At 58.8% G+C, this 17,505-nt stretch carries 13 protein-coding genes; 8 read left to right on the top strand and 5 right to left on the bottom strand.

Features of this window, described 5'->3' with window-relative positions; translation table 11 throughout:
- Window positions 1-146: 146 nt before the first annotated feature.
- Window positions 147-1,685: a trimethylamine methyltransferase family protein gene (locus GOV53_RS06805; protein ID WP_170464878.1), complete on the top strand. Its 1,539-nt coding sequence runs from the start codon at window positions 147-149 to the stop codon at window positions 1,683-1,685.
- A 40-nt stretch (window positions 1,686-1,725) separates the two neighbouring features.
- On the opposite strand, the gene GOV53_RS06800 is transcribed toward GOV53_RS06805, so the two are convergent.
- From GOV53_RS06800 to GOV53_RS06780, 5 genes are all read right to left on the bottom strand, one after another.
- Window positions 1,726-2,463: a maleate cis-trans isomerase family protein gene (locus GOV53_RS06800; protein WP_170464877.1), complete on the bottom strand. Its 738-nt coding sequence runs from the start codon at window positions 2,461-2,463 to the stop codon at window positions 1,726-1,728.
- The gene (locus GOV53_RS06795; protein ID WP_170464876.1) at window positions 2,460-3,527 is read right to left on the bottom strand and encodes a pyridoxal phosphate-dependent aminotransferase; all 1,068 of its coding nucleotides are present in this window, start codon (window positions 3,525-3,527) and stop codon (window positions 2,460-2,462) included. The genes GOV53_RS06800 and GOV53_RS06795 overlap by 4 nt, the downstream gene beginning before the upstream one ends.
- Entirely contained in the window at window positions 3,524-5,176 is a 1,653-nt protein-coding gene (locus GOV53_RS06790) for a hydantoinase B/oxoprolinase family protein (protein WP_170464875.1), read from the bottom strand. Before GOV53_RS06790 ends, GOV53_RS06795 begins: the two co-directional genes overlap by 4 nt.
- Window positions 5,176-7,272, bottom strand: a complete 2,097-nt coding sequence (locus tag GOV53_RS06785) for a hydantoinase/oxoprolinase family protein (RefSeq protein ID WP_170464874.1) — start codon at window positions 7,270-7,272, stop codon at window positions 5,176-5,178. Before GOV53_RS06785 ends, GOV53_RS06790 begins: the two co-directional genes overlap by 1 nt.
- Window positions 7,273-7,518: 246 nt before the next feature.
- A complete protein-coding gene (locus GOV53_RS06780) occupies window positions 7,519-8,502 on the bottom strand; it encodes a TetR/AcrR family transcriptional regulator (protein ID WP_170464873.1) in 984 nt (327 codons plus the stop codon).
- Between the two features lie 177 nt (window positions 8,503-8,679).
- Between GOV53_RS06780 and GOV53_RS06775 the strand changes: the two genes are divergently transcribed.
- The 7 genes from GOV53_RS06775 to GOV53_RS06745 are packed head-to-tail and all read left to right on the top strand — an operon-like array spanning window position 8,680 to window position 17,495.
- Window positions 8,680-9,813, top strand: a complete 1,134-nt coding sequence (locus GOV53_RS06775; protein ID WP_170464872.1) for an LLM class flavin-dependent oxidoreductase — start codon at window positions 8,680-8,682, stop codon at window positions 9,811-9,813.
- A gap of 11 nt (window positions 9,814-9,824) precedes the next feature.
- The gene (gene ribB / locus GOV53_RS06770) at window positions 9,825-10,472 is read left to right on the top strand and encodes a 3,4-dihydroxy-2-butanone-4-phosphate synthase (protein ID WP_170464871.1); all 648 of its coding nucleotides are present in this window, start codon (window positions 9,825-9,827) and stop codon (window positions 10,470-10,472) included.
- A 47-nt stretch (window positions 10,473-10,519) separates the two neighbouring features.
- Window positions 10,520-10,897 (top strand): nuclear transport factor 2 family protein, encoded by a 378-nt coding sequence (locus tag GOV53_RS06765; protein ID WP_170464870.1) that lies wholly within the window; start codon window positions 10,520-10,522, stop codon window positions 10,895-10,897.
- A 28-nt stretch (window positions 10,898-10,925) separates the two neighbouring features.
- Complete coding sequence (locus GOV53_RS06760) at window positions 10,926-12,314, top strand: amidase family protein (protein WP_170464869.1); 1,389 nt, start codon at window positions 10,926-10,928, stop codon at window positions 12,312-12,314.
- Window positions 12,315-12,353: 39 nt separating this feature from the next.
- Window positions 12,354-14,003, top strand: a complete 1,650-nt coding sequence (locus GOV53_RS06755; protein WP_170464868.1) for a long-chain-fatty-acid--CoA ligase — start codon at window positions 12,354-12,356, stop codon at window positions 14,001-14,003.
- 24 nt (window positions 14,004-14,027) lie between these two features.
- Window positions 14,028-15,209, top strand: a complete 1,182-nt coding sequence (locus tag GOV53_RS06750; protein ID WP_170464867.1) for an acetyl-CoA C-acyltransferase — start codon at window positions 14,028-14,030, stop codon at window positions 15,207-15,209.
- Window positions 15,210-17,495, top strand: coding sequence for a 3-hydroxyacyl-CoA dehydrogenase/enoyl-CoA hydratase family protein (locus GOV53_RS06745; RefSeq protein WP_170464866.1), 2,286 nt, complete (start codon window positions 15,210-15,212; stop codon window positions 17,493-17,495). It begins immediately after the preceding gene.
- The last annotated feature ends 10 nt before the right edge of the window (window positions 17,496-17,505 follow it).

The raw sequence follows: 17,505 nt of genomic DNA, 5'->3' as shown, positions 1-17,505 counted from the left end.
AATGGCTGCCTCTTTTTCAATCCGACCCATCATGATCCTTTTGCGACACGGAAGCGTCGGCAAGTGACAAAAATGGCGATCTGAGGCTGCTACCTTGCAGGCTGTGTAAGGCACTAAATCAGATCCGGTACGGGGGCAGACAGAACATGGCACGGGACAGACGTGGAGGCGGGCGACGGGGGAAATCCGGGCGTGGCACAGCCGGTATCGACCAACTGCCATGGCAGCAAATTCGCAACGAGTACCCTCCGTTCGAGATACTGAACCCCGAGCAGATGGATCAGTTGCACGCTACATCCATCAGGATCCTATCCGAGGCAGGCATCCGCGTTATGGGCGACAACGTGATCGACCTGTTCGAACGTGCCGGAGCAATCGTTGACCGGGACACCAAAACCATCCGCATAGATGAAAGCCTTGTGTTCGAAGCGCTGAAAACGGTGCCACGTGAATTCACTTTGACGTCCCGGAATCGATCCAAGCAGATCACATTGGGCGGCAATCATGTGAACTTTGGATTGGTTGCGGGGCCTCCGAACGTTCATGACTGTATCAATGGTCGTCGTCAGGGGAACTATGAGGACTATTGCAACTTCATCCGTTTGGCTCACCATTTCAACGCAATACACCTGATTGGAAATCAGGTGATGGCCCCGATTGAGATGCCTGCCAACAACCGCCATCTTGATACCTACAACGCCAATTTGACCTACAGTGATCTGAGTTTTCACTGCACTGCCATCGGTCGCGGCCGGGCAATGGATGGCATCAATATGATGGCCATTTCGCGCGGTCAAAAACCCGAAGAGATGCAGGGTGATCCGGGCGTGATTACTATAATTTCGGTCAACTCTCCGCGTTTGTTCGATGACGCGATGGGGGACGGGCTGATTGCGATGGCGGAATACGGCCAGCCTGTGACCGTGACGCCCTTTACGCTGATGGGGGCGATGACGCCCGTTACTCTGCCGGCCGCGTTGGCGCAACAGAATGCCGAAGCCTTGTTCGGGGTGGTACTGACCCAGCTCGTCAATCCGGGTGCGCCGGTCATGTATGGCTCGTTTACCTCGAACGTGGACATGAAGTCTGGCGCGCCGGCTTTTGGGACACCGGAAAACGCCAAGGCCAATATCGTCGGTGGTCAATTGGCGCGGCGCTATGGGATTCCCTACCGGACCTCAAATGCCAACGCGTCGAATGTGGTGGATTTGCAGGCCGCGTATGAGACGATGATGGCCACCTGGGGCGCGGTTCTCGGCGGCGCGAATATCGTTTATCACGCAGCGGGTTGGCTTGAGGGCGGCCTGACTGCCTCGTATGAGAAATTCATAATGGACGTCGAAATCATCCAAAACATGATGGAGTTCCTCAAGCCGATGAAGTTCAACGCCGAAGAACTGGGTCTGGACACTATCAAATCAGTGCCGACCGGGGGGCATTTCTTTGGTACCGATCACACGATGGCCCGGTATGAGACCGCGTTCTACAGCCCGATGCTGTCTGACTGGCAGAACTATGAAAACTGGGAAGCCGCGGGTGCAAAGGACGCGCTGCAGCGGGCGACGGATATCTGGCAGCAGGCCTTGCGTGAGTATCAGGCACCAGAAATGGACCCCGCAATACGCGAAGAGCTGGACGCCTATATCGCCAAGCGTCGCGAAGAAATTGGCAGCGGAGAACCCTAAGGTTAATCGGGGCAGGGATGGTTCCGTGCCCCGCTCTGTTTTAAAACCTATCGAATAGACGCCCGGGCAGGGCGTCGTGACGGGGCAGGTTCAGGGCCTTCATCAAGCCAAACATCATTGCCTGATTGGACGTGACGACCGGTTTGTCCAAAGCCGCCTCGATACGGTCTATCGCCTCAACCGAACGCATATCGGTACAGCTCAGGACAATCGCCTGCGCGTCGGGATGATCGGCCTGACAGGCCAGGTCAAATACCTCGTCAGGGGTCAGCTCGCCCTGACCATAATTGCCCAGTTCGCGGCCCACGTCGGCGCATCTGACGGTTTCGATTCCATTTAGGGCCATGAAATCGATGGCCTGAACATTGATCTCACCCAGATAAGGGGATGAGAAACCGACACGTGTTGCGCCGACTGCCTTGATCCCCTCTATCAGAGCGCCCGCCGCCGTCAGGGAAATCGCGCCCGAGCCCGCTTTGATCTGATCCGCCAGATCCGTGTCAAAGGCGGGTCCGTGGGTCAGAGTGGCCGAGGTGCAACCATACAGCACCGCATCCGGACGCACGCCTGAGATCATGCGCAGGTCGTGGCTGATATCCGAGGCCCCCAGACCCGCCATTTGGTCCGAGCCGGGAATCTCATCCACGTCATACCCACCCATGCGTTGGAAATGGACCGTGGTGTTCGGCGGTCTCATCAACTCCAGATCCGGCTCTAGGTTCGTGTTGGTGAAGGGTACCAGAACACCGATTTTGGCCGCGGTTCGTGTTTCGGTCATCTCAACACTCCTTTCAGGGCGGTCAGGCAGCGATTCATGATTGGGGCTTGGCAGATCGTAGCCCTGAGGCAGTCGCTCAGGCCATAACCCCCCATGCCGCGCATCAACAGGTTATCGGCGCGCAGGGCTGCATCTGCACGTTTTGCGTCTTCGACAGAAGCAAAGCGCAATAGCACGAAATTGGTATGGCTTTCAGGAACGGCCAGACCCAAGGCCCGACAGTCTTGGGCAAACCGGTCTCTGATTTTGGCTGTCCGGGAAACCACATCCTTCATGTGGGGCTGATCGCGCATCGCGGCGGATGCTGCGGCTTGGGCAGCGATGGAGATATTGTTTGGATTAAGCAGCTTGCGCAGCTCACTTGCGATTTCAGCCGGAAAGTAACCCCAACCCACGCGCGCACCGGCAAGACCGTAAGCCTTGGAGAACGTGCGCAGGACCACCGTGTCGCCCCGATCAGCAAGCGCGAAAATCTCGGCTGGGTTATGGGTTTGGTCGGAAAATTCAGCATAGGCCTGATCCACGACCAGCATCACATCTGCGGGCAGTTCGTCCCGCAGTCGCTGGATGTCCGAGTTCGGGATCAACGTGCCGGTGGGATTGCCGGGATTGCAGACAAAGACGATCCGCGTCTCTGGAGTAACCGCGTCAAGAGTATCGTCAATCGAAACGGTCAGGTCGACTTCGCGCGCCTTGACGTAGTCCGCCTGCACCTGGGCTGATGCCGAGGCGACGAAAGCGTAGCCGTAGTCAGTACCCAGTACCCGGTTGCCCGGTCCGGCATAGGCTCGGATCAGACATCCGATCAGCTCCATCGAGCCCGCGCCGCAAAGGATTCTCGCAGGGTCCAACCCGTGCACTTCGACGATCGCCGCGCGCAGGTTGGGCCATTCAGGGTCGGGATAGAGCGGCAGTTCGCCCATCGCGGCCTTTCCCGCCGCAATGGATGCAGGGCTTGCCGGAAACGCGCTTTCGTTTTGCGCCAGCGAGATCGTTTGCTGGTCACCAAGATCAGCCAGCGCATAGGCCGCCATCGCACCGACGTGGGGAACGGGGCGGATCATGAGACATCTCCGTAGGATTTCGCACCCGCGTTACTGATAAACCCACGTTTGAGGTCCAGCGCAACAGCATTGGGATCGCGCTCGGCCGGGTCGCCAAAGCCGCCGCCGCCGGGTGTTTCAAAGATAAGGTAATCACCCGGTTCGACGCGCAGTTCACCTTTGCCGGGAATGTCGCTTTCACCGTCGCGGAAGCGAATGCGCCCGGGTGCGCCGGGCTGTCCGCCCATACGACCAAGAGCGGGGAACTTCAGACGTTCAACCGACAGGAACACGAGGAAGGGCGCATCATTGGCCGAGGTCATCTCGATCCGTTGACCGAGACCGCCGCGATACTTGCCTGCACCACCGGAATCGGGGCGCAGCTCGCGCCGCCAGATGGTGACCGGCGCCACGCTTTCGGTGATCTCGACTTGCGATCCAAACACGCCCGAAGGATAGGCGGTGGCCGACAGGCCGTCCGCATGTGGTCGTGCGCCGGTGCCACCGTTGTGGACCGGTTCAACGGCGAACTCGCGCCCGCCGTCACGGGCAACTTCGGGAGCGTGGCGCATCGGCAAATCGAACATGCAGGACGCGCCTTCGGCTGGAACCTCATCGGGCAGGGCCTGATGCAGGCATCCCAAAACCAGATCGGGCGTCACTTGTCCCAATGTGTGTCGCATCGCCACTGGAACGGGCCGCTGCGCGTTCAGGATACAACCCTTTGGTCCGTCGACGGTAAAAGGTTCCAGCGATCCAGCGTTATTGGGGATGTCCGAACCAACGATGCAACGCAGGGCAAAGACGGTGTAAGCCGTGGCATAGTTGAGCGGTACGTTGATACCCTTGCGCGAACAGCCCGAGGTTCCCGCAAAATCAACATGCATGCCCTGTTTGCTGACTGTCAGGGTCGCATGCAATTCCAACTCATTCTCATAACCGTCCATCTTCAGCATGTTCTTGTAGATGCCTTCCGGCACCTCGGCGATGGCCTCAAGCGTGCCGCGGCGGGACGTGTCGATGATATAACTGCCCAACGCATCCAGATCGTCGATGTCGAATTCTTCCATCATATCCAGCAGGCGGGTCACTCCGGCCTCGCAGCAGGCGATCAGAGCGTAGATATCACCCTCATTCGCAATCGGTTCGCGGCTGTTGGCGCGGACGATATCCAGCAGCAGGGCGTTGGGCACACCTTCGTCGACCAGTTTGCAGGGAGGGATCAGCAGGCCCTCGTCGTAGATATCCGAGCCTTCAGGGCCCATGCCCAGACCTCCAAGGTCCACCAGATGCGAGGTGCACGAGGTAAAGCCGATGACCTTGCCGTTTTTGAACGCTGGCATCATCAGCAGGAAATCGTTTAGGTGCCCCGAAGCTAGCCAAGGGTCGTTAGTCATGTAGATATCGCCGGGCTTCATTGTCTGAACAGGGAACTGGTCGCGCAGGTGCATCACGGCTTCGGCCATCGTGTTGATATGGCCGGGCGTGCCGGTGACCGCTTGCGCCAGCATCCGGCCAGAGGCGTCGAAGATCCCGGCTGAGATATCACCGCATTCGCGCACAATGGGCGAAAACGCTGCCCGGATAAGGGTTTGGCCTTGCTCTTCGACCACCGCAAGAAGGCGGTTCCACATCACTTGTAGGCGGGCGGCAGATATGTCGGCGGTCATTATGCGCCTCCTTTCTGGTCTTGGATCAGGACAAGGTTTCCAATGGCATCAACATGTGCCGAGAAATCGGCCGAAACCAAAGTGGTGGTCTGCGGTTCTGTGATCAACGCCGGTCCGCGGACGCGGTCGCCCGGCTTCAGGGTATCGCGTGGTACAAAACCGGCCTGTTTTTGGTGGCCATCCACGTCACATATGATCGGGCGGGTCTGGCCTGGGGTGATTGTTGTCAGGGGTGGCGTTTCCGGCAATTCAGGCACATCCGTATCCGGATTTGCAACACGTACTGCCCAGTTCAGGATCTCGATCTGCATCCCTGGCACCGGGCGCGAAAACTGCTTGCGGTATTCCGCCTCGAACGCGGTGATCAGCGGTGGGATATCCTCTGCCGTCAAGTCGCGATCGGGGAGGGCGATCTCGATCTCATGACCCTGACCGTTGTAGCGCATGAAGGCTGTGCGTTGTGTTTCAGTTGGCGCGTCGCCTGCGCCTTGGGCCACGACGTCGCTGGCCTCGGTGATCATGTCGGCAAACAGGGCGTTGATCCCGCCCAGGTCCAATGTTTCCAGCAGGGAATAGCGGGACCGGACAATTTCAAAGCTGACCGAAGCGAACAGGAAGCCGACCGCAGATCCGACGCCCGGGTTGGGCGGGATCACAATGCGGCTGACCCCGGCGGATCGGGCCACTCGGCTGGCATGCAGCGGGCCGTTGCCGCCAAACGCTATCATCGTGCGTGGCCCAAGGTCCTTGCCAGATTCCACCGCATGCATACGGCCCGCGCTGGCCATGCTTTCATCGACGATCCGGCTGACACCATCTGCCGCGCCGATAGCATCGGTATCCAACTTGGTACCTATGGTTCTGGTGAGCGCTGCTTTGGACGCTTCGGGGTCGATCTGGATAAACCCTTCGGCGAAGGTGTCGGGTACGATATAGCCCAAGGTGATGTCGCTGTCGGTTACTGTTGGTTCGGTGCCGCCCCGACCAAAAGCCACGGGGCCGGGTTCTGACCCGGCGGATTTGGGTCCTACGGTCAGCCGCCCCAGCCGATCCACCCCGGCGATTGACCCTCCGCCCGCGCCAATTTCGATCATCTCGATCACGGGAATACGCACCGGCATTCCCGAACCCTTGATGAACCGCGCCGCGCGGGCAATTTCGAACTGCCGCGACGTCTGCGGGCGCGCGTTGTCGATCAGGCAGAGTTTTGCAGTGGTCCCGCCGACGTCGAAAGACAACACATTGTCGATACCCGCACGTGCCGCAATGCGCGCCGCCAGAACAGCACCCCCTGCGGGGCCGCTTTCGACCAAACGGATAGGAAAGCGCGAGGCGGTCTGTACAGTGCACATACCGCCACCCGCTGTCATCATTAGGATCGGACAGCCGACGCCCGCGGCCTGGAACTGCGCCACAAACCGCGCCAGGTAAGTCTCCATCAGCGGCTGGATATAAGCGTTGGCCACCGTTGTGCACAGCCGGTCAAATTCACGCGCTTCCGGGCTGACGTCCGAGGAGATCGACACGGTCAAATTGGGGCGTTTTTCAGCCAGAATTTCACACAGTCTGCGTTCATGCGAGGGGTTCGCATAAGCGTGCATCAGGCAGATCGCAACCGCATCGACCCCAGTGGCGTCCAGATCGGCCAACAGCGCGTCGATAGCATTGTCTTCCAGCGGGATCAGCACATTGCCATCTGCGGCCATTCGTTCCCGGATGGTCAGCGCCCGTTCGCGTGGCACCAGCAGATCAGGCTTTTCAAGGTTGATGTTGTACTGAGCGTAGCGCCGTTCGTAGGCGATTTCGAGGATATCGCGGAACCCTTCCGTCGTTACGGTCGCGACTGTGGCTCCGCGTCGTTCGATCAGTGCATTTGTCGCCAGTGTCGTGCCGTGGATAAACCCGGTCACCTCGCTCAGCGCGCGACCTGATTGGTCCATGACGCGCCGGGCGCCTTCCATCGCGCCATCGGCTGGGTTCTGGTGGGTCGTAAGTGTCTTGGTCGAGGCCAGAATGGTCTCATTACCGGAAACGAGAACCGTATCGGTGAAGGTGCCGCCAATATCGATGGCCAGGCGCAAGGGTTGCGATGTCATGAAACTGTCCGATTTGTCCGTAGTCTAAGCAGAGGGCAAAGGGCACACGGCCCCTGCGGTCACCTGCTGACGACGAGGTCACAACCGGTTGCGCGACGATCCAAACGAATGGGCGAGCTGTTTCTGTTCATTCTGCCAATATCACCGGCGGTATCTGACGACTCAAGTTAGTTTGCGACTTACTGGCCTGTAAGCGACAAAAAACTGAGGTGGTCAGTCAGGGCTTTTGGCCATGCGGCCCGTGGATCACGACGCTTTGGCAGCGCGTTTTGCCGCCGAAGTTTCGGCCAGAACACCATCCATGATCAACGCTTTCAGGCTGGACCGGATCTCACTTTCGGGGAATTTCCCGATGTTCCAATGCCGCAGGGACCACACGTTGCACAGGAAATACAAGTAGTTGGCCATCAATTCCGTATTCATCGGGCGGAACACGTTTTGCTCAACGCCTTTGTCCAGGATCGCTTTCCAGCGCCCCATGAACTCACGTTCCATGTCGAACACCCGAGCCCGGTTTTCCGCGGACATAGAACGTGTTTCCGAGTAGACGAGGTTGATGTAGCGGCGGTTTTCACCAACGTAGTCGATATACCGGTCCACAGCTTTCTCAAGGTTCTGATCTGCGGGTCCGGTGAACAGTTCTCCGGTATCGAAAAAGTCGATGATGTCTTGCATGCACATGGTGGTGATCAGGTGCAGAATGTCGTCCTTGTCCTTGATGTACTTGTACATCAGGGGAACAGACAGGCCGGATGCTTTGGCGATCTCGCGCATTGAGGCGTTACCGAACCCGTGTTTCGCGATAACGGTGCAGGCCCCTTCGAAGATTTGCCGCCGCCGTTCCTCGGCTGTGTCGGATAGAGGGCGTTCGGTTTTTTCGACCTGTGTCGTTTTCGTTGAATCCGCCATTTCGGTATCAACAGAGAAGGTACAGGTCACTTCCATCAACGTCGCGGTGTCGCCCGGTTTGGCTCCGGCCTGAACGATTGAAACCCGGTACGAGGTCAGCGGCGAATCCTCGGGTGACATTCGGACAGCCTGCGCCTCTATCTGACCTTTTCCGGGGGCCGCCAGATTCGTAGCTGCGGTGTTGATCAAAACCGGGTGTGGCGTGTCCCCAAGGCGCTTGAGTTCGTCCCTCGCCGCATCAATCGCCAAGGCAAGGCAGACACCATCAAGTTGCGATTTCTGAATAAATTCATCGACTTGTGCTGCGGAATACAAAAACACCCGGCCTGCCCCTTGCTTCTTTGCGTTACGGTAAAATGTTGAAATCTCAGTGTCTTGTCCAGTTGGAAATCGTCGCAGCCATTTTGCGACGCAGGGAAACATATTTCTGGGCTTGACGTTTTCCGTGCTCACATGAGAATGTTAGTGAACGTTCAATAATAACCGGAGAATGCCTGCATGAAGTTCAAGATTCTCGCCATTCCATTCGCGCGCCAGCATGGCGAGGACACCCAGCTTGCCGGGCGTGATCCTGCGCGGTTCAACAAGATGATGCACACGCTGCGTGATCAGATGATTCTGGCCGAAGAGCTTGGGTATGACGGGTTCTGCCTGACCGAACACCACATGCAGGTTGAAGGGGTGGAATGCACCACCAACCCGTTGTTCTGGAACATGTACATTGCCCAGCACACCAAGAACTTCAAAGTCGGTCAGTTGGGGATGAACCTGACCGCGATGAACCCGATCAAGACGGCTGAAGACATTGCGATGCTAGATCACATGACCGGTGGTCGTGTCTTTGCCGGTTTCTCGCGCGGGAATACGCCGCGCTGGACAGCGACCATGGGTCAGCATCTGGACATAACCTCGGCCGAGTCCGACAAGTCCGAAGCCGATCAGCGCAACCGCCGTGCATTGTATGAAAACTGGCGCCTGATCAAATCGCTGTGGACCGATGACCTGACCGAGCATCAGGGAGAGTTCTGGAACTTCCCGTCGAATGTCGAGTGGGAGTTCAATCCCACAAAACTGTGGGGCGGTGACAACCCGGTTGACGAAAACAAGATCCTGCGGAAGTCGGGCATCGTGCCGCGCCCGCTGCAGAAACCGCACCCGAAAGTGTACGCGCCGTTCTCGTATTCGATGGAAACCGCCAAGTTCTGGTCCTCGGAAGGTGCCAAGATGGTTTCTTTCGTGACGGCCGACAAAGAAGAATTCATGCCGGTGATCCTGGAGAACTGTCTGCAGGCTGCCCATGAAAACGGGCTGACGCATACCACCAACAATGACGTTCTGGCTCTAGGCGCTCATCTGATGATGGGCAAGACACCGGCGAAAACCAAGCAGTACCGCGAGATGTTCGACAAGCTGTGGTTCTCGGCCTACGACGCCCCGCCGTACCACGTTCCGTTGGGTCGTGTCTGGGATGGTTCGCGTCAGCAGGTGCTGGATCAGGTCGGCGAATTGGCAGAGCGCTATCAGATCGGCGAATTCTTTGTCTGGCACCACGTGAATTACTTTGGCGACGAGATCGAGCAGGAAGCGCTGATCGAATTTGCCGAAGGCGTCATCAAACCGCTCAACGGGTAAGGGAATAGATCATGTTCGACCTGCATGAGGTCCATCGGCTGTCGCCCATCGAAGACATCATCGCGGACTGCGCGCAGGGCCGCATGGTCATTCTCGTCGATGACGAAAACCGCGAAAACGAGGGGGATCTGGTGATCCCCGCCGCTTGTGCGGATGCTGCTGCCATAAACTTCATGGCTCGGTTCGGTCGCGGATTGATCTGCATGGCGATTACCCAGGAACGGGCCGCACAGTTCGACCTTGGGCCGATGGCAGCGTTGAACACCGATCCCCATCACACTGCGTTCACCATCTCGGTGGATGCGAAAGAGGGCACCACCACTGGCATCTCGGCCAGCGACCGGGCCCGGACTATTGCCCTTTTGGCATCTGATACGGGGTCTTCTGCAGACCTCGTTTCGCCCGGTCACCTTTTTCCGTTGGTTGCCAAGCCAGAAGGCGTGCTCGAACGCGAGGGCCATACCGAGGCCGCAGTCGATCTGGCCCGTCTGTCGGGGCAGGGCGATGGCGGTGTGATCTGCGAGGTCATGAACGACGACGGTGAAATGGCACGCTTGCCGGATCTGTTGGAATTCGGTGCCCGCCACGGCCTTAAGGTCGGCACGATCGAAGACCTCAAACGCCACCGCCAGGCCTTGCTTGCCAGCAAAGCAGCCTGACCCAGACATAAATTGCGTCTCAAGACACTTACGACCGAGGACACTCAATGACCGCATTCGCCGATATCGAAGCCCTGATGCAGGCCTACATCGAAAACCTGCATGATGGTGACATCAGCAAGGTAGACCAGATGTTCCTGCCGGAATGTGACCTGACCTGCGCCAATGAGGACGGCAGCTACATCCACATGACGCTGGACAAGTACAAAGAGGTCATTGGCGGTAGCGAAAGCCCCAAATCCAAGGGTTATCCGGTTTATGGGCACACGATTTCGATCGACCAGTCCGGTCCCAATACGGCCATGGTCAAGATCGATTGCGCCGTGCAGCCGCGCTATTTCGTCGATTACCTGTCATTGGTTCGCACCGGGTACGGCTGGAGGATCGCCGCCAAGGTCTACTACGTCCAACGGACCGAAGCCTGATCCCTTTCTACCTATCAACGGTGCGCGTATGACGGCCCCCTATTCGCAACTCTCGGCGCTTGCCATGGTGCAGGCCTATGCCCGGCTGGAATTGTCTCCAGTCGAGGTCACACAGGCTGCGCTGGACAGGATTGATGCGGTCAACCCGCAGATCAACGCGATCTATTATACAGACGCCGAGCGCGCGCTTGAGGCCGCAAAGGCGTCAGAACAACGCTGGCACGACAATGCGCCGATGGGCCCACTAGACGGGGTGCCAACCACGGTGAAGGACGCCCTGGATTGTATCGGCATGCCCGCCTACCGCGGTTCGGCGGCCGGGTCTGCGTCGATCGGCACCACCGATCACCCGACAGTTGCACGGATGCGCGAGGCCGGATCCGTCATCCTCGGCAAGAACACGATGTGCGACTACGGGATTCTTGCGGGTGGCGTCAGTTCGAAACACGGCGTGACACGCAACCCCTGGGATTTGTCGCGTACAACCGGCGCGTCGTCTTCGGGTGCGTCAGCAAGTGTCGCGGCTGGGATCGAGCCGGTCTCGATCGGGACCGATATCGTTGGGTCGATCCGTTTGCCCGCCTCATATTGCGGGTTGGCGGGTCTGAAGCCCAGCCAGGGCCGTGTGCCTTACTACGTCTGCAACAGTCCGGCGATCACTGCGGGTCCCTTGGCGCGGAATTTCAGCGATGTTGCGCTGCATATGAACGTGCTGACCGGTGAGGACGTCCGCGATTTCGCCGCCTTGGCCCGGGACGACGTGAACTACGTATCCCGCCTCAGACGTTCTGATTTTGACAGGCTGTCAGTTCTGGTCATTCCCGAACTGGGGCTGGGTGAACCCGTCACAGAAGGCGTTCGCAATGCGGTGAACAAGGTTGCGCAGGTGCTGCGGGACCTGGGCGTTCAGGTGACAACCATGGATACAGCTCCGTTCAGTCGCTCCGACTGGGAACCGGCTGAGGCGTTTTACAAAATTCGAACCCTGTCCGAGTTGATGCGCCAACCGGATGCCGAGCAGGACAAAACGCCGTACATCCGCGACTGGACCGCAGATGGGCGTAGTTTGTCCGCCGTCGAGCATCAGCGCAATTTCGACCACACGCAAGCACTGCGCGAACGCGCGCTGGCGTTGATCGACGGGTATGATTTCATCCTGCTGCCATCGACACCTGACACGGCCTTTGCTGCAGAATTGCCGGGGTTCAACCCGGCCAAGCCGTTTGAAAGCTGGGCGAATACGTTCCTGTTCAATCTGACGGAACAACCCGCATCCAGCATCCCGACTGGGCTGGACCGCTATGGTCTGCCAATCGGCGTTCAATTGGTCGGGAAACGTTTCGACGATCTGGGCGTATTGCAGATGTCTTGGCGGGTTGAACAGGAAATCGGAGCAATGTCGCCTGCACCGTTGTGACCCCACAAACGTGCAAAGCAGAAGAATTTGGGAGGCAAAATGAGCATAGAAACAAAAACGATCCCCGGGCAAATCATGACGATGCCGCTGACCGTGACCAGTATTTTCCGTCATGGCATGTGCGCGCACCCCGAGGCGCAGATCGTCTGGCGCAACTCGGACATGACAATTGACCGCTACAGCTTTGCCGATATGGGGCGGCGGACGCAACAACTGGCCCATGCGCTGACCGAGTTGGGTGTCGGGCCTGGTGATCGTGTTGCAACGCTGGCCTGGAACAACAATCGGCATTTGGAGCTCTATTACGCATTGGCGTGCATTGGTGCGATTTGTCACACGATCAACCCGCGCCTGCACCCGGACCAAATCGCATTTATCGTTAACGACGCCGAAGACACGCATATGTTCTTCGACACGACTTTTGCACCGCTGATCGATGCGGTGTCGGAGCGTTGCCCGACTGTCAAAGGTTGGTACAGCCTGACCGGACAGGATCAGGTGCCGCAAATGAAGACGCCGATCAGTGACTACGAAAGTCTGATCGCAGGTAAGCCGGATGTCTATGATTGGCCCGAGCTGGATGAAAACGCCGCAATGGCTCTGTGTTATACCTCTGGCACGACAGGTAATCCCAAAGGCGTGCTGTATTCCCACCGCGGAACGGTGTTGCATGCGATGGGTGTTTCGGGCGGCGAATGGTTGGCCCTGACTGCGCGCGAGGCGGTGCTACCCGTGGTGCCGATGTTCCACGCCTGCGCGTGGGGTCTGCCCTATGCCTGCATCATGAACGGTTCCAAACTGGTTCTGCCTGGGCCCGGCATGGATCCCGCGCCACTGCAGGAGTTGATGGACAACGAAGAGGTCACCATGATCTCGGGCGTGCCGACGGTTTGGCTGGGTCTGTATGAATATCTCGACCAGCGTGGCGAACGGTTGAGAACCGTCAAGCGTGCCATGATGGGCGGTTCGGCCGCACCGCTGTCATTGATCGAAAAGATCGAGAAAGGTCACGAGACCGAAGTTGTTCACGGCTGGGGCATGACCGAATTGTCGCCGGTCGGGTCGCTGGCGATGCTCAAGTGGGGCGAGGATAAACTGCCCATTGATGAGCGTTTACAGATTAAAACCAAACAGGGTCGTGCGCTCTATGGCGTCGAGATGCGCATCGTGAATGATGAAGGCGATTTGCTGCCTCACGATGGAATAGCGTCCGGAATGTTGCAGGTGCGCGGCCATTGGGTGGCCAGCAGCTATTGGGGCGGGGCCGGTGCCGATGCGTTCACCGAGGACGGCTGGTTCTCGACCGGGGATGTCGCCGCAATTGATCCAAAGGGCTATTTGCGCCTGACAGACCGAACCAAGGATGTAGTCAAGTCGGGGGGCGAATGGATTTCGTCGATCGATCTGGAAAACATTGCCATGAGCCATCCGGACGTTCTTGAGGCCGCCTGTATCGCCGCCAAGCACCGAAAATGGGACGAGCGCCCGCTGATCGTTGCCGTCAAGCGCGAGGGTTCGGATGTCAGCCGCGAAGATATTCTGGCGCTGTATATCGGCCAGATCGCCAAATGGTGGACGCCCGATGACGTGGTGTTCCAGTCCGAGCTTCCGCACACCGCAACCGGCAAAGTCTCCAAGCTGCATCTGCGTGAGCAATACGCCGACTACAAGCTGCCCACCGACGACTAAACTCACCGTTCAAGGATCATAATCATGCGTTCTGCCGTTATCGTCTCGACCGCTCGTACCGCCATTGGCAAAGCTTTCCGCGGCGCCTTCAACGACACACATCCCGCTGTTTACGGCGGCCATGCCGTAGCCGAAGCGGTCAAGCGCGCTGGGGTTGATCCTGCCGAGATTGAGGATGTGATCATCGGCAATGCCGTCCCCGAAGGCGCAAATGGCGGCAACCTTGGCCGTCAGGTCGCCATGCGCGCGGGCCTGCCGGTGACGGCGTCGGGCCAGACGATCAACCGGTTCTGTTCCTCAGGTCTTGAGGCCCTGACCCGCGCCTGTTCGCGCGTGATGGTGGATGGTTGTGACGTTGTCGTTGGGGCAGGCGCGGAAAGCATCTCTCTGGTGATGGGCCGTGACAACACGTTCCGGCTGAAAGAGGATTGGATCGAACAGAATGTCCGCGGCTTTTACGATCCGATGATCAAAACCGCTGATACGGTAGCAGAACGGTACGGCATCAGCCGCGAGGCGCAGGACGCATTCGCCCTGCAATCCCAGCAACGCACCGCCGCCTCACAGGCCGCAGGGAAATTCGATGATGAGATCGTTCCGATCACTGTCACGAAGGCCAACAAGAACAAAGAAACCGGTGAGATTACCTACGAGGAGGTGACGCTGACGCAAGACGAGTGCAACCGGCCTTCCACCACGCTGGAAAGCCTGGCCGGTCTGGCTCCGGTCATGGGTGAGGACAAGTGGATCACCGCCGGAAACGCCTCGCAATTGTCCGACGGTGGATCAGCGCAGGTGGTGATGGAAGAGAAGCTGGCAGAAAAGCGCGGGCTAGAGCCTATTGGGCGTTATGTCGGCTATGTCGTCGCCGGGTGTGAGCCCGACGAGATGGGCATCGGCCCGGTCTTTGCTGTCCCGAAGCTGCTGGAACGCAACGGCCTGAAAATGGACGACATCGGCCTTTGGGAGCTGAACGAGGCATTCGCGTCGCAGGCGCTTTACTGCCGCGACAAGCTGGGTATCCCGGACGAAATTCTGAACGTCGATGGAGGCGCAATTTCGGTGGGTCACCCTTATGGCATGTCTGGTACCCGCATGGTCGGCCACGCGCTGATCGAGGGTAAGAAACGCGGTGCCAAATACATCGTTGCCACCATGTGCATCGGCGGCGGCATGGGCGCGGCTGGCCTGTTCGAGGTTCTGTAAATGACTGCGATCAATAAAGTTGCCGTCATCGGCTCGGGTGTGATGGGGGCAGGCATCGCCGCCCATTTCGCCAACGCAGGCGCCGAGGTTGTTCTGCTGGACATCGTTCCCCAGGATGCCGAAGACCGTGCGATGCTGGCCAAGGGTGCCATCGCACGCATGACCAAGGGTCGCGCGCCGCAACTGGCAGATCCGGCCTATGCCGACCGGTTGACGGCAGGCAATCTCGAGGATGATCTGGACCAGTTGTCGACATGCGACTGGGTGGTTGAGGTCGTTTTGGAAGACCTTTCCATCAAGCACGCGCTCTATGCCAAAATCGCGCCTTACCTGCGCGATGACGCATTGCTCAGTTCGAACACTTCGACCATTCCATTGGCCGACTTGGTTGGCCCGATGGATGAGAGCCTGCGCAAGCGGTTCGTCATCGTGCATTTCTTCAACCCACCGCGCTACATGCGCCTGATCGAGCTTGTAACCGGCCCCGACACCGATCCGGCCGCTGCCGAGCGCGCGCGTGCCTTTAGCGATGAGCGTTTGGGCAAGACCGTTGTACCCTGCAACGATCGTCCCGGATTCATTGCTAACCGCCTGGGCGGGCTGTGGATGAACGCCGCCGCGCGCGAGGCTGTGGCGCGTGGTATCACGGTGGAAGAGGCGGACACAGTGCTGGCGCGCCCCTTTGGTGTGCCCGGCACGGGTGTGTTTGCGCTGATGGATCTGATCGGGATCGACCTGATGGGCAAATCGCGCCTGTCGATGCGCAACCTGCTTGAGGCGGACGACCCGCAGCAGACCCATACCGAAGGTTTGGACCTTTTCGACAAGATGGCGGCCAAGGGATTGGCCGGTCGTAAAGCTGGTGCCGGTTTCTATCGCCGGTCCAAGGATGAAAATGGCAAGCCCAAGGCCGAGGCGATTGATCTGGCCACGCTTGACTATCGCCCGCAGGTTAAGGGACCTGAACTGGCCAAGACGTTTGGCGCTGATTTCATCGATCAAACGGAGGACCGGCTGGCCGATTATGCCTGGGCCGTCATGGGCCCGACGTTGTCTTACGCGGCCTGGTGCGTTCCTGAAATTACTGCCAACCCGGCGGATATCGATGCCGCTATGGAGCTGGGTTACAACTGGCGCATGGGTCCGTTCAAGCTGATCGACAGGATTGGTGCGGACAAGATTGCTGCGCGTCTGAAGTCCGAAGAGCAGGATGTGCCGCCCTTGCTGGCGCTGGCAGCCGAACGTGGTGGAATTTACTCTGGCGCAGGTCTGGCGCGGAAAGTGCTGCTGCCGTCCGGCGAACAGGCGGACGTGCCGCGCGGCCCGGGTGTGATTTTTGCCTCGGATTTGACGGATGACCCGGTCTTTGCGACGGACTCTGTCGCGCTGCGGGACATGGGTGATGGCGTTGCTTTGCTGACCATTACCGCACTCAATGCGGCGCTGGACGATCTGGTGATGACCGGCGTCAGCCAGGCGTTGGACGTCGTGGGCCGAGACTTCAAGGCGATGGTCATTGGCTCGGACGGAAATCACTTCTCGGTTGGTGCAAACCTTAAAAAGGCGCTGGATCGTGCCGATGCGGGCGAGCTGGATCTGGTCGAAGGGCAACTTGCCATCGGTCAGGCGACGATGCGCAAGATCAAATACGCGCCGTTCCCGGTTGTGTCTGCTGCGTGTGGGCTGGCCCTTGGGGGTGGTTGCGAAATCCTGATGCATTCGGATCGGGTCATGGCCGTGTTGGAAAGTAATATCGGCTTGGTTGAGGCCAATGTTGGCCTGCTGCCAGCTTGGGGCGGAACGACTGCTTTGTTGTTGCGGAAGACGGCCGAGTTGGGAGATCCAACCCAGGGTGCCGTCGCAGCGTTTGACGTGATCTCGGCGGCGCTGATGACCGGCTCTGCGCCGCTGGCGCAGCATGCTGGCTATCTGAGACAAACAGATGGCGTGGTCATGAACCGCGATCGTTTGTTGGCCGAAGCAAAGGCGGCTGCTCTGGCTTTGGCGGATGGCTATCAGGCACCTGCCAAGGCCGAGATTGCGCTGGATGCAGCCGCAATCAACGCCAAACTCAAGGCCTTGGCAGAGGCGATGTCAGATGCCCCGTACACGGTCGAGATTGCACGCGAGACGGCACAGGTTCTGGCCGGGGGCGAAGGCGGCGTTCTGGACGAAGAAGCGCTGCACAGGCTTGAGGCCGAAGGCATGATGCGTCTGATCCGACAGGACAAGACAATCGAGCGGATGCGCCACACCATGACCACCGGCAAGCCACTAAAAAACTGAGGGAAATTGA

It is taken from the genome of Ruegeria arenilitoris, from assembly GCF_013035315.1.
In the GTDB taxonomy this organism is placed as follows: domain Bacteria; phylum Pseudomonadota; class Alphaproteobacteria; order Rhodobacterales; family Rhodobacteraceae; genus Ruegeria; species Ruegeria arenilitoris_D.
This window is presented reverse-complemented; position numbering and strand designations above follow the sequence as displayed.

What these genes read in the sequence shown, in the direction of transcription:
- GOV53_RS06805 (WP_170464878.1), top strand. Translation starts at nt 147, where the DNA reads ATGGCACGGGACAGACGTGGAGGCGGGCGACGGGGGAAATCCGGGCGT.
- GOV53_RS06800 (WP_170464877.1), bottom strand. Translation starts at nt 2,463, where the DNA reads ATGACCGAAACACGAACCGCGGCCAAAATCGGTGTTCTGGTACCCTTC.
- GOV53_RS06795 (WP_170464876.1), bottom strand. Translation starts at nt 3,527, where the DNA reads ATGATCCGCCCCGTTCCCCACGTCGGTGCGATGGCGGCCTATGCGCTG.
- GOV53_RS06790 (WP_170464875.1), bottom strand. Translation starts at nt 5,176, where the DNA reads ATGACCGCCGACATATCTGCCGCCCGCCTACAAGTGATGTGGAACCGC.
- GOV53_RS06785 (WP_170464874.1), bottom strand. Translation starts at nt 7,272, where the DNA reads ATGACATCGCAACCCTTGCGCCTGGCCATCGATATTGGCGGCACCTTC.
- GOV53_RS06775 (WP_170464872.1), top strand. Translation starts at nt 8,680, where the DNA reads ATGAAGTTCAAGATTCTCGCCATTCCATTCGCGCGCCAGCATGGCGAG.
- ribB (WP_170464871.1), top strand. Translation starts at nt 9,825, where the DNA reads ATGTTCGACCTGCATGAGGTCCATCGGCTGTCGCCCATCGAAGACATC.
- GOV53_RS06765 (WP_170464870.1), top strand. Translation starts at nt 10,520, where the DNA reads ATGACCGCATTCGCCGATATCGAAGCCCTGATGCAGGCCTACATCGAA.
- GOV53_RS06760 (WP_170464869.1), top strand. Translation starts at nt 10,926, where the DNA reads ATGACGGCCCCCTATTCGCAACTCTCGGCGCTTGCCATGGTGCAGGCC.
- GOV53_RS06755 (WP_170464868.1), top strand. Translation starts at nt 12,354, where the DNA reads ATGAGCATAGAAACAAAAACGATCCCCGGGCAAATCATGACGATGCCG.
- GOV53_RS06750 (WP_170464867.1), top strand. Translation starts at nt 14,028, where the DNA reads ATGCGTTCTGCCGTTATCGTCTCGACCGCTCGTACCGCCATTGGCAAA.
- GOV53_RS06745 (WP_170464866.1), top strand. Translation starts at nt 15,210, where the DNA reads ATGACTGCGATCAATAAAGTTGCCGTCATCGGCTCGGGTGTGATGGGG.